Here is a 12,035-nt window from a genome sequence, read left to right as displayed (position 1 = left end):
CGATCGCCCCGAGCCCGGTCGGCCGGCCCCGGGGCGCGGTTTCCGGCGGGCTCGTCGAAATACCCATGTGACCGATGTGACCATCGGGTGATATTTGTGTGCGGTGTATTCCATGATCGCCAGGACCCCGCGGCGCGCCGTGCCCGCCGCCGTCACCGCCGTCACCGCAGCCGCCCTCCTACTGGCCGGCTGCACCAGCGGCGGCGGCACCGGCAAGGCCGCGCCCACGACCGCCGCCGACGCCGCCACCACGACACCGAGCGCCGCCCCGGCCCCCACCCCGACGGCCAAACCCACCGGCGCCGCCGACCCCGCCCTCCAGCCGTTCTACGGCCAGCAACTCGCCTGGGCCACCTGCCCGAAGGACCCGCAGAACAAGCAGGACACCGCGGCCCTGCAGTGCGCCACGCTCAAGGTGCCGCTCGACTACACCGCCCCGGCCACCGGCAGCCTGGACGTCGCCGTCGTGCGCAACCCCGCCGCCAAGCCCGACCAGCGGATCGGCTCGCTGCTGCTCAACCCGGGCGGCCCGGGCGGCTCCGGCGTCAAGATGGTCGAGTTCGACCCGAAGGGCTTCGACGGCCCGCTGCACGACCGCTACGACCTCGTCGGCTTCGACCCGCGCGGCGTGGACGGCACCAGCCCGCTCAACTGCCTCGACGACCAGGCCCGGGACACCTGGCTCGACACCGACGCGCCCGGCGCCGACCACGGCAAGCAGCTCGCCGACGCCTGCCAGGCCAGGTACGCCCAGGTGCTCCCCTTCGTCAGCACCCGCAACACGGCCCGGGACATGGACGTCCTGCGCGGCGCCCTCGGCGACCAGAAGCTCAGCTACCTCGGCATGTCCTACGGCACCTACCTCGGCTCGCTGTACGCCGAGGAGTTCCCGGACCGGGTCGGCCGGCTCGTCCTGGACGGCGCCGTCTCGGCCTCCACCCCCCTGGTGCAGCACAACATCGAGCAGCAGGCCGGCTTCGAGCGGGCCCTGAAGGCCTTCGCCGCCGACTGCGTCACCAAGGACCCGTGCCCGCTCGGCACCGACGCCGGCCTCGCCCCGCAGAAGCTCGCCGACTTCCTCGACGGTCTCAAGGACAAGCCGTTGAAGACCGCGAAGGGCCGCACCCTCACCTCCAGCGCGGCCTGGACCAGCGTGATCAGCCGACTCTACGGCGGCGAGAAGGCCTGGGCCGGGCTGCGCAACTCCCTCGGCTGGGCCATGGTGCGCGGCAAGGGCGACGACCTGCTCGCCATCGCCGACAGCTACAACGGCCGGGACACGGACGGGCGTTACCAGGGCTCCCCGGACGCCTACACCGCCATCCACTGCGCCGACGGCGCCACCGACGCCCCGGCCGGCGACCAGCTGCAGGCCGCTCTGACCGACCTCGCCGCCAAGGCCCCGCTGGTCAGCAGGCACGACCCGCTCTCGGCACTGTTCGACCCGGACTGCCGGATCTGGCCGTTCCGCTCCACCGAGAAGCCGCACGCCGTCAAGTCCGCCGCCACCGCGCCCATCGTGGTCGTCGGCAGCACCGGAGACCCGGCCACCCCCTACGCGTGGGCCGAGAAGCTCACCGGCGAACTGGGCAACGCCGTCCTGCTCACCCGTGACGGCGAGGGCCACACCGCGTACCGCGCCAGCAAGTGCATCCGCGCCTCCGTCGACACCTTCCTGGTGGACGGCACCGTGCCGACGGCGGGAACGCACTGCCCGACGGACTGATCCCCGCGGAACCCCGTGCGCCGTGCACCCGGCCGACGAACCGGGTGCACGGCGCACTGACGCCCGGGCCCCGGGCGTCAGTGCCCGGGGTGGTGGACGAACCGGTAGGTGTCCCGGTCGAGTTCGGTGACCTGGACGCCGATGGCGGCGGGCCCGGCGATCCGGGCGCGGACCGCGCCGAGGACCCGGGCCGTCAGCTCGGCGCGTTGCTCGGTGGTGCGGCCCGCCAGGATCTTGACCTCGACCAGGACGACGCCCTCCCCGGTCGTGCCGTCCCCGGCCCGGTGGTGCGCGGCGGTACGGAAGAGGGTCTTGCAGTCGGCCACGGTGGTGTCGATCACCTCGGTGACGGCCTGGTGGACCTCGGCGGCGAGGGCCGCCCGGTCGAAGTCGAGTCCGGCCGAGTGGTCGACCAGGATCTGCGGCACGGGAACCTCCCGGGGAGACGGACAGTACGGCGCCGAACGCTACCGCGCCCGGGCGCCGACCGCCCGGCCGGGCCCGAGCGGGGGCTGCCGGGCCGGGCCTGGCAGCCCCCGCTCGGGCCTCGGCGGCGTCAGCCGCGCGGCAGCACCAGGGACTGCACCGCCGGCACCTTGCGCCAGTCGCTCGACACGATGCTCGCGTGCGCCTCGGCCAGCAGCTCCGTGCGGGCCCGCGCCTGCTCGGCCGTCGGGTCGGTGCCGCTGATCTCCGGGGCCACCTTGTGGGCGTCCGTCATCACCAGCAGGTAGTGCGCGCTGTCGTACCAGGCGGTGTCGACGCCGTTGACGTAGGTGGCGGCATCGCCGTCGAAGACCACGAACCACGGGCGGATCGAGGCGTCCGCGCCGGTGTACCGGCCGCGCGGATCCCCTGCCGCGGCGCCGAGCACGGACGGGAACAGCTGCGCCTGGCCGATCCGGCCCGCCGACGCGAGGTCGCGCAGGTGCCGCCCGTACTCGACGTCGGTGTGCAGGGTGTCGAAGGGGTTGCCCAGCTCGACCGTGCCCGGGATCGCGTACAGCAGCACCTTGCCGGCCAGCGCCGACCGGCTCGGCCAGTTGCCCGCCCGCACCGCCTCGTCGAGGCTCGCGTACGAGCCGCCGCCGGGCTTGGCCAGCAGGTCGGCCGGGCGCAGCACGGCGGAGCCGAGGTGCCGGGCGATCAGCGTGTCCAGCTGGTCGGGGCCCATCCCCAGGTTGGCGGAGAAGCCCGGCTTGAGCTCCAGCTTGATCACCAGCGGCCCGGCGGCCGGGTGCGCGGCGAGCCAGACCCGGACGTCGTCCAGGCAGTTCTCCAGGTTCTTGTTGGTGCCGCCGCCGTAGAGCTGGGCGGGCGTGCTCGCGGCCGTGCAGTTGTTGGCGTTGCCGAGCGGGTTGGAGTGGCTGACCTTCCACTCCTTGGTCACGACGTCCGGCCAGAGGTCGAGCTCGATCATCCCGGTGCCGGTGTCCAGCGCCTGGGCGAGGTACGGGAAGGCCGCCGGGTCGTAGGTGTTGTGCAGGCCGACCGTGGTGGCCCCGCCGAACGGCAGGTCGCCCGTCCCGCTCGGGGCGGCGTCCGCCGGGACGGTCGAGAACAGCGCCGTCGCGCCGGCGAGCAGCCCGGCAGCGAGGAATCCGGTCAGGGTACGGCGTGCTTTCATGGGAACCCCCCGAGGTTCGGAACGTGGCGGCCGCCCTCTCCCGGGCAGCCTGACGGAGCATCGCCGTCCAGGGCGTGCTCCGCGTGAAGAAGGCACGACGATAGCGTGACGGCTGCGCTGCTTTCTCCGCCGTACCCCTCCTCCGTCGCAGCCACCTCTCGCAGTTCCCCCCACGCTTCCCCCTGCCGCTGCCCGCCCCGCCTCCGCCACGCCAGCGCCGATGCCGGAACGTCAGAGTGTCCGACCCTCGGGTTAGCGTGGCCCGCGAAAGAGGTGCGGTCCGGCCGCACCGAGGCGCCGAGCGGCGGAGGAAGCCCATGTCCCTGGTCCGGGTCCACAATTTCTCGATCTCCCTCGACGGGTACGGCACCGGCGAGGGGCAGAGCCTGGACGCGCCGTTCGGCCACGCCACCGACCGGCTGCACAAGTGGTTCTTCGCCACCCGGACGTTCCGCCTGATGCACGGCGGGGAGGGCGGCGACACCGGCGTGGACGACGCGATGGCCCGCACCTGGGGCGACGGCATCGGGGCCGAGATCATGGGCCGCAACAAGTTCGGCCCGCAGCGCGGCCCCTGGCAGGACGATCAGTGGAAGGGCTGGTGGGGGTCCAACCCGCCGTTCCACACCCCGGTGTTCGTGCTCACCCACCACCCGCGCCCGTCGGTGGAGATGGAGGGCGGGACGACGTTCCACTTCCTCGACGCCACCCCCGAGGAGGCACTGCGAAGGGCCCGGGAGGCAGCCGGCGGCAAGGACGTGCGGATCGGCGGCGGCCCGAGCACCGTCCGCGCCTTCCTGGAGGCCGACCTGATCGATCACCTGCACGTCGTCGTCGTGCCGATCGTCCTCGGCCGGGGCGAGCCGCTCTGGGCGGGGCTCGAAGGGCTGGAGCAGCGTTTCCGCACGGAGGCGGTGACCAGCCCGAGCGGCGTCACGCATCTCACCTTCACCCGGCGCTAGGCGCCCGGGCGCCAGGCCGGGCGGCGCCCCGGCGGGGGACGGACGGCGGCGGCCTCCTCGCGGGTGCGAGGAGGCCGCCGTTCCACCGCCGTCCCACGTCGCCGGCGGATCAGACCCGGTCGGCCGCGATCAGCACGTACTGGAACGAGCCGTCCTTGTAGGACTCGATGAACGCCTCTTCGATGCCGGTGACCAGCGAGGTGGTGTTCCGCAGCTCCCAGTAGGGCAGGGTGTCCGGGGTCAGGTCGATGACGGCCTGCGGCACCAGGCGGTTGTCGGCCATCGCCCGCAGGTACTCGCGGCGGGAGTGGATGTTGCACTCGAAGTGGGCGTTGATCTGCGAGACCCACTTCGAGGGCTGGCCGTACCGCGGGTTCCAGCAGCCGGTGATGGTCACGTACCGGCCCCCGACGCTCAGCACCCGGGAGTGCTCGGCGAACAGGTCGTGCAGGTCGACGTACATGCTGGACTCGTTGTTCCAGGAGCCCGCGACGGAGCCGGTCTCCAGCGGCATGTCCAGCATGTTGGCGACCCGGGAGCGGACGAAGTCGCCGATGCCGAGCTCGGCGGCGCGCTTGTTGCCGAACTCGGCCTGCTGGGTGGAGAGGGTCAGGCCCTCGACCCGGCAGCCGAAGCGCTGGTGGGCCATGACCATCGAGCCGCCGCGGCCGCAGCCGGCGTCGAGCAGGGTGTGCTCGGTCCTGATGTCGCCGAGGTGGTCGAGCAGGACGTCGGCCTGGGCGGACTCCAGGCGGTGCAGCTCGGCGATGACCTTCTTCTCGCGCTCGCTGTCGCTCGGGTCGCCGAGGGCGGCCTGGTCGATCTCGCCGATGCCGTAGTGGTGGTGGTAGAGGCCGTCGACGTCACCCAGGCGGAGGTTGACCGGGCGAGCCTCGTGGTCCCAGTAGCGTGCGATGTCACCCTGGTAGGGAGTCGCGGGGCCGGGGATGGCGTTGCCGGGGGTGGTGAGGTCGTCGGTCAGGGACATGGTTCAACTCCAAAGTTCTTACGAAGGGTTACCGGGAACGGGCGCCGCCACCGGGGGCGGTCACCAGAAGTCGGGCAGGGTGTAGCGGTAGGTGTTGGTCTGGTGCCAGTAGTGGTTGCCGTCGACCCACGCGGCCACACCGCGCAGGAACCGTACGAGGGTCGGCACCGGGCAGGCGACGGCCAGCGCGGCCGCCGCGGCCTCGAAGGCACGCATCAGGTCGTTGTGGACCCCGACCGCCTTCAGGTAGCCCTCCTTGCGCGAGACGCCCTCGCGTTCGGAGATCACCACGGGCAGGTTCAGGTGCAGTCCGGGGCTGGACAGCTCCTTGGTGTACGAGTACAGGTCGTTGACGATCGTGGTGGCGTTGCCGGCCAAGGCGATCACCCGCTGCATGGCGGGCAGCGCGTGCAGTTCGGCGGGCAGCTCGTAACCGCCGACGGTGTCCGTGATCGTCGGGCAGGGGCGGAAGTTGTTGAACTGGCGCATGGCCAGGTACTCCCACACCTCCGGCACGTGGTCCGTCTCGTCCCAGGCGGCCTCGGCCAGGTACCCCAGGTGCAGCCGCGCCATGTCGTGCCGGAAGCGGTCCGCCTGCGAGGGCGTGGAGGCACGGGTGAAGTACTGCATCGCCGAGTGGTACGCCCGCCGGGGCGGGTCCTCGGACAGCGAGGCCTCCCAGGCCGGCTGGTACTCCGGCGTGGTGTGCAGCGGGTCGAGCGCGGTGTGCGCGAGCAGCAGGCGGCTGCCCAGGCCGACCGGCGAGCCGCCGAGGTCCTCGCAGTAGCAGTCGTCCACCGCGTTCTCGGCCACCATCAGGCGGGCCGCGAGCATCAGGTGGTCGATGCTCGGCGCGTCGGGGTGGCAGGCCACCATGTAGCGCCCGGTGGAGAACCCGTCGAAGTCCTTCTCCCACTCCGGCGGGTAGAGCTCGATCTCGTCGATCGCCCAGGCCTTGATCTTCACGCTGAGCGCCTCCACCCGGGCCGGGTCGGGCTCCGCGATCGGGTGGTGGTAGAGACCGGGGATGGGGTCGCCGGTCCTGGGCTTGCCGCTGCTCGGCGCGTCGGCGGCCGCAGCCGCCCCGAGCACGCCCGCCCCGGGCGGCGCAGGCGGTACGGAAAACGCGGGCAGTGTGGGGAGTGCGGGCGCCGCCTGGACGGGCGGCGCCTTGACGGGCGGCACCTGGACGTCGGGGACCACGGCCTCCGGCACCGGCGCCTGCGGCCTCAACTGCAGCCCGGCGGTGCCCAGTCCGGTCGGCCCGCCCAGGAGCCGCTCGACCGCCGGGGAGCTCATGGGCCCACCGCCGGGGCGGCCGCGGGCCCGGGTGGTGAGTCCGGTCTGACACGCAGGGGCATGAAGCCTCCTCTGAGATGGATCGGTCGACATGACGGCTCGTCATCCCGGCCGCCGCGAAGGGGAGTCGAGGCGCCTCGGCACCGACTCGCTCGGTCCCCACCGTAGGCGCGCGGGGCGGTTCCGGATCGCAACGGACGATCTTCTACACCCGATAGGGTGAACGTTTTGGCTGACGGCGTTTGGCGGCGTCCCTGTCATGCATCGATCCACCCCCACGCACCGGGCTCCCCGCCCGGCATCGGCCCCCTCGGCCCGCCCGACACCCCCCGCGCCTCGCGTCAACCCTCCGCACTCCCCCGTGTCCCGGGCCCGGCCGCCTCGCCCCGGACCGGTACCCGACCCGCGCACGGACCGGTGCACGACGCGCACGGACCGGTACCCGACCGGCCGCATAAGGGGGAGAAGAATGGGCTCGGCACCGAAAGGGACCGGGGCCAGGAAGGAAGTCCATCGCATGGAGAGCCAGGCCCGCAGCCGCACCGCACTCGTCGAGGAACTCATGGAGCGCTATCCCGAGGTACCCCGGGAGGCGGTGATCAAGGAGGACCTGCTGCGCGGCGGCATGGCCTTCGACGAGTCCGCGCTCAGCGGCGCCGCCGGTGGCGCGGCCGGGAGCGGCGACGTCAAGCCGAAGTCGTACTTCATCTTCTCCTTCGACCACCGCACCCTGCCGGAGCTGGGCGCCGCCGCTCTCAACCGGCCGCCGGAGGAGATCGTGCTGACCGGCGGCCCGTACGGGCTGCGCCGCACGGTGGTGTCGGTCCGGGTGAACCCCGACTCGCCCTACCGGGTCGGCGCCGGGGAGGACGGCACGCTCGGCCTCCACCTGGACGGCACCCGGATCGCCGACATCGGCCTGCCGCCGATGCCCGACTACTACCGGCACACGCTGGCCAACGGGAAGTCGGTGATGGAGGTCGCCCCGACCATCCAGTGGGGCTACCTGATCTACCTCACCGTGTTCCGGGTCTGCCAGTACTTCGGCGCCAAGGAGGAGTGCCAGTACTGCGACATCAACCACAACTGGCGCCAGCACAAGGCCGCCGGCCGCCCGTACACCGGGGTCAAGCCGGTCGAGGAGGTGCTGGAGGCACTCGCGCTGATCGACGAGCACGACACCGCCCGCGTCTCCCAGGCGTACACCCTCACCGGCGGCGCGATCACCTCGCACATCGGCGGCCGGGACGAAGCCGACTTCTACGGCCAGTACGCCAAGGCCATCGAGGAGCGCTTCCCCGGTCGCTGGATCGGCAAGGTGGTGGCGCAGGCGCTGCCGCGCGACGACGTCCAGCGCTTCCACGACTACGGCGTGCGGATCTACCACCCCAACTTCGAGGTGTGGGACAGGCGGCTCTTCGAGCTCTACTGCCCGGGCAAGGAGCGCTACGTCGGCCGTGACGAGTGGCACCGCCGGATCCTGGACTCCACCGAGGTGTTCGGCCCGGAGAACGTGATCCCCAACTTCGTCGCGGGCGTGGAGATGGCCGAGCCCTTCGGCTTCACCACGGTCGACGAGGCGATCGCCTCCACCGAGGAGGGGCTGCGCTTCTTCATGTCCCACGGCGTGGTCCCGCGCTTCACCACCTGGTGCCCCGAGCCCACCACGCCGCTCGGCAAGGCCAACCCGCAGGGCGCGCCGCTGGAGTACCACATCCGGCTGCTGCGGACCTACCGCGCCACCCTGGAGGAGTTCGGCCTCTCCTCGCCGCCCGGCTACGGACCGCCCGGCCCGGGCCGGGCGGTCTTCTCGGTCAGCTCCTTCATGGACTCGCTGCCCGGCTGACGCGCCGGGCTCCGGCGGCCCCGCCGCAGTCGGCGGCAGGGCCGCCGGGCGGCGGGACCGTCAGGCACCTGGGCTGCCGGGTGCCCGGGCTCTCAGGCGCCCTGGCCGTCGTCCGCCCGCGCCGTCAACTTCCCTGCTGCGGACGGACGGTGAGGATCTGCTCGGCGCGGCCGACCGGGCCGTTCTGGTCGTGCAGGACGGTGCTGGTGACGCCGTGCCCGGCCGGGCCGAAGCTGACGCGGGTGTCCAGGCCGGTCCAGCGGCCCTCGGGGCGGCGGTGGAGGTGGATCGTCAGGTCGGTGTTGGGGAACATCCACTCGGCCGGGCTCTGCCGGACGGCGATGCCGTTCGCGGTGTCCACCAGGGCGACGAAGGACGCGTGCGGGCTGCTCGGCTCCCCGGCGACCAGCTCCACCGCCGTGGAGATCCAGGCGGCGGCCCGCCCGGGGGCCGTCCCACGGCGACGGACGTCGACCGAGGCGATGTAGCCGCCGCCCCACTCGCCGTCCATCGCCCAGGGCTCGAACTCCTCGGGCGCCGGGATCCGTTCGTCGTGGGTGCCGGCGACGGCGGCGGTGTCGAGTTCGGCGAGGAACCAGGCCCGGGCCCGGACGACGGCGCGTCCCCCGAGCACCACGGTGGCCTCGACCAGCTCGATGGTGCGCCCGGGCCGGACGGTCTCCACCGTGATCTCGAACTCCTCCAGGGCGATCAGGCCGAGTATGTCGAAGCTGATCCGGGCCAGCGCCAGGCCCTCGCCGGGGCGGCCGGCCCGGTACCGGTCGATCGCGTGGACGATCAGGCCGCCCAGCGGGCTGAAGTGCTGCTCGTCGGGGTGCCAGGCGCCCTGGGCCTGGAGGGTGGGCTTGTAGCTGTGCTCGCCGGTGCGCTGGTAGTAGCTGTCGGGCGCGGCGTTGGGGGTGGTCACGTGCGCTTCTCCTCGGGCCGATCGCTGGGCACCGGGCGAGGCGCTGCCGTGGTACGACGGCGCCCGACCTCGGCGTTCAGGATCGTAGGCGGCCGAACCGCCTCCGGAACGTGACGGTGACGCATTCCACACCCGCCGCCCCCGGCGGTCGGTGCGCGGGGGCCCGGGACGCCGCGCACCGCGGTGAACCGCGTGATCCCGCGCGGAGATCCGGCACCCGCCCTACCGGGCGTCGGGGCCCGGGGGCACACTGGCGCAGGCACGGGGACGCACCACCGGACGGGGGAACGCCATGGCAGGCCGCAAGAAGCAGAAGAGACCGCTCGCGGAGGGAGTGGTCCGGCCGCCGAAGCGGGTCCGGCGGCGGGCGGAGCCGCAGTCGTCGCCGCGGGCCGTGCGCCGGACGGCCTGGCTGGTCGGGCTGCTCACCCCGGTGCTGATGGTCGGTCTGCTGGCGATCGCCACCAACCCGGACTACCAGGTCCTCTGCACGGTCTCCGCGTTCCTCGTGCTCTCGGCGGGCTTCATCGGGATGGGGTTCGTCCGGGCCCGCGGCTGGGTGATCTGGCCGGCCGTCCTGGTCGGCGTGCTGCTGCTGGCGCTCCCCACCACCAGCATCCGCGCGCAGATCATGGCTCATCGCGCTGTCCGGACCGCGGTGGTGGTCACCGGCGCCCACAGCGCCAAGGACAGGAGCGGGAGGGTCAGCTGGACCTGCGACCTGCGCCGTGCCGACGGGCAGCCGCTGCCCCACCCCCAGGTCGGCGGCTTCGGCTGCTCGGGCACGTACGACGTCGGCCAGACCATGAACGTGCTCGTCGACCCGGCGGGCTGGGCGCCACCGGCCTCGTTGGACGACGACCTCTCCTTCCGCGGCAGCGGCGTCTACGCCACCGCCGTGCTCGCCGTCCTCTGGGGCCTGCTCACCCTGGGCGCCGCCCGGCGCACCCTCCGGGAGTCGGCGGGGACGGCCGGTCGGAAGGGCGGCGGGAAGGGCGGCGTCACGGGCGGGAAGGGCGGCGTCACGGGCGGGAAGGGCGGCGTCGCGGGCGGGAAGGGCGGCGTCGCGGGCGGTGCGAAGGGCGGCACGTAGCACGGGGAAACCCGCTCCGGTGGCGCGGGCGTAGGGTGCGGCCTGTGAACGAACTGATCTTCCGGGGGAAAGACCTGTTCCGGCCCTCGTGGTCGAACCTGCTCCCGCTGCTCCTCGTCATCGCGGTCCAACTGGTACTGGGCACCCGGAGGTTGGGCACCCTGAGCACCGTCTGGCTGGTCCTCGGGACGGTCGCGGCCGCCGGCCTGGCCTTCACGCTGAGCTGGCGGTCCTGGAGCCGGGTCGGCGCCGACGGCGTCACCGTCTGCTGGGGCGTCGGCGCCGGCCGCACCTACCCCTGGCACGAGGTCCGCTGGGTCGACGTGCGGGAGACCAAGGCCAACGGCACGGCGTCGTACGCGGCGCGGGTCTTCCTCACCGACGGGCGGCGCCGCTCGCTGCCGGGCCTGGCGACCAGCCCGATCTACCCGGCCGCGGATTTCGACGTGAACGTCCAGCGGGTGGTGAACTGGTGGGAGTACAGCACGCACCCGACGCAGCGGGTGAAGCCGCCGAAGCAGTTCCGGGACCGGCTGACGCCCATGGTGATCGGCGTGCTCGCCACGGTCGTCATCTGCGCCGTGGGCTTCGTGGTCATCGTCCTGTAGCCGCGCGAACCGCGGCACCGCACGGGAACGGCCCGGCCCCGGCTCCCCGAACGGGAGCCGGGGCCGGCGCGCGCTCAGCCCGGCTGCGGCCTGGTCACCCCTGGCCCGGGTAGCCCGCCCGGCCGCCGTACGGCTGCTGCGGCGGGTAGGGCTGGGCCTGCGGGGCCGGGTAGGCCTGCTGCGGCGGGTACGGCTGGGGCTGTCCCTGCGGCGGGTAAGGCTGCGGGTACGGCTGCGCCGCCGGGTAGGCCTGCGGCTGGGGCTGCGGCGGGTAGGGCTGGGCCTGGGGCGGATAGGGCTGGCCCTGGGGCGGATAGGGCTGGGCCTGCTGCGGGAAGGGCTGGCCCGGCTGCGCCGGGTAGGGCTGGCCCGCCGGTGCGAGCTCGAAGGGCTGCGAGGTCGGGTCGATCGAGCCGGGCGGGAACGCCGCGCTGAGCTGGTCCATCTCGGCCCGCCAGTAGCGGTGGACGTTCAGCCGGGTCGGCTTGGCGCTGCTGGGCAGCTGCAGGTACATCGAGCTCCAGATGGTGGCCCGCTTGACCCGGCTGACCGGGAACGCGTGCCGGGGGAAGACCGCGACCACGTCGCCGGGGCGGTTGGTCCAGCGGCTGGCCGAGTTCACCACCACCGAGCTGTTGGTGAGCGTCAGGAAGTAGAACCGACGGGTGAGTGCGACGATCAGGCCCAGCAGCGGCACCTCGTCGAAGACCGCGTTGAGCCACGGGCTCGGACCGGTCTCCACGTGCACGCACGCGATGAAGGTCTCCCCCGGCGGAGCCACCTGGGAGAGCTTCTCGACGACCTGCGCCTTCTGTTTGGCCCGGCGTATTGCCATGCTTTCGGTACCTCTTACCCCATCGTGTCCGCCGACCTTGCTCGGCGGGAAATCGGCTGAGGCTAGCAGCCGACGATGAGGCCGACGGGCCCCGAACGGCTTCTCCCGGCAAAGCTTTTGCCA

The 12,035-nt window shown here is 73.0% G+C and carries 11 protein-coding genes; 5 read left to right on the top strand and 6 right to left on the bottom strand.

All coding sequences use genetic code 11. The features are described from left to right. Positions 1 to 112: 112 nt before the first annotated feature. Positions 113 to 1,726, top strand: coding sequence for an alpha/beta hydrolase (locus IF30_RS0103540; RefSeq protein ID WP_030231738.1), 1,614 nt, complete (start codon positions 113 to 115; stop codon positions 1,724 to 1,726). A 77-nt stretch (positions 1,727 to 1,803) separates the two neighbouring features. Here IF30_RS0103540 and IF30_RS0103535 read toward each other — a convergent pair whose 3' ends face one another. Beyond that, positions 1,804 to 2,154 carry a 5-carboxymethyl-2-hydroxymuconate Delta-isomerase gene (locus IF30_RS0103535; protein ID WP_030231736.1) on the bottom strand — a complete coding sequence of 117 codons (351 nt, stop codon included), beginning with the start codon at positions 2,152 to 2,154 and terminating at the stop codon, positions 1,804 to 1,806. 128 nt (positions 2,155 to 2,282) lie between these two features. Continuing rightward, positions 2,283 to 3,353 carry a phosphatidylinositol-specific phospholipase C domain-containing protein gene (locus IF30_RS0103530; protein WP_030231733.1) on the bottom strand — a complete coding sequence of 357 codons (1,071 nt, stop codon included), beginning with the start codon at positions 3,351 to 3,353 and terminating at the stop codon, positions 2,283 to 2,285. A 317-nt stretch (positions 3,354 to 3,670) separates the two neighbouring features. Between IF30_RS0103530 and IF30_RS0103525 the strand changes: the two genes are divergently transcribed. Further along, positions 3,671 to 4,315, top strand: coding sequence for a dihydrofolate reductase family protein (locus IF30_RS0103525; RefSeq protein ID WP_030231730.1), 645 nt, complete (start codon positions 3,671 to 3,673; stop codon positions 4,313 to 4,315). A 109-nt stretch (positions 4,316 to 4,424) separates the two neighbouring features. On the opposite strand, the gene IF30_RS0103520 is transcribed toward IF30_RS0103525, so the two are convergent. Beyond that, on the bottom strand, positions 4,425 to 5,303 hold the full coding sequence (locus IF30_RS0103520) for a geranyl diphosphate 2-C-methyltransferase (RefSeq protein WP_030231728.1): 879 nt from the start codon (positions 5,301 to 5,303) through the stop codon (positions 4,425 to 4,427). Between the two features lie 60 nt (positions 5,304 to 5,363). Further along, positions 5,364 to 6,695 carry a family 2 encapsulin nanocompartment cargo protein terpene cyclase gene (locus IF30_RS40920; protein WP_420791115.1) on the bottom strand — a complete coding sequence of 444 codons (1,332 nt, stop codon included), beginning with the start codon at positions 6,693 to 6,695 and terminating at the stop codon, positions 5,364 to 5,366. A 424-nt stretch (positions 6,696 to 7,119) separates the two neighbouring features. On the opposite strand from IF30_RS40920, the gene IF30_RS0103510 reads away from it, so the two are divergent. After that, positions 7,120 to 8,448, top strand: a complete 1,329-nt coding sequence (locus IF30_RS0103510; protein WP_030231722.1) for a radical SAM protein — start codon at positions 7,120 to 7,122, stop codon at positions 8,446 to 8,448. Between the two features lie 124 nt (positions 8,449 to 8,572). Here the strand turns inward: IF30_RS0103510 and IF30_RS0103505 are convergent, their stop codons facing one another. Further along, a complete protein-coding gene (locus IF30_RS0103505) occupies positions 8,573 to 9,376 on the bottom strand; it encodes a thioesterase family protein (RefSeq protein ID WP_030231720.1) in 804 nt (267 codons plus the stop codon). Between the two features lie 292 nt (positions 9,377 to 9,668). On the opposite strand from IF30_RS0103505, the gene IF30_RS0103500 reads away from it, so the two are divergent. Then, positions 9,669 to 10,469, top strand: a complete 801-nt coding sequence (locus IF30_RS0103500) for a hypothetical protein (RefSeq protein ID WP_030231717.1) — start codon at positions 9,669 to 9,671, stop codon at positions 10,467 to 10,469. A 44-nt stretch (positions 10,470 to 10,513) separates the two neighbouring features. After that, positions 10,514 to 11,077: a hypothetical protein gene (locus tag IF30_RS0103495; RefSeq protein WP_030231714.1), complete on the top strand. Its 564-nt coding sequence runs from the start codon at positions 10,514 to 10,516 to the stop codon at positions 11,075 to 11,077. 94 nt (positions 11,078 to 11,171) lie between these two features. Here IF30_RS0103495 and IF30_RS48545 read toward each other — a convergent pair whose 3' ends face one another. Further along, positions 11,172 to 11,912, bottom strand: coding sequence for a hypothetical protein (locus IF30_RS48545; RefSeq protein ID WP_051709119.1), 741 nt, complete (start codon positions 11,910 to 11,912; stop codon positions 11,172 to 11,174). Positions 11,913 to 12,035: the final 123 nt, after the last annotated feature.

The sequence above is a fragment of the Streptomyces sp. NRRL S-350 genome (assembly GCF_000719705.1).
GTDB lineage: Bacteria > Actinomycetota > Actinomycetes > Streptomycetales > Streptomycetaceae > Kitasatospora.
Note: the sequence above shows the minus strand (reverse complement) of the source record. Positions and strands in the feature narration are given on the sequence as shown.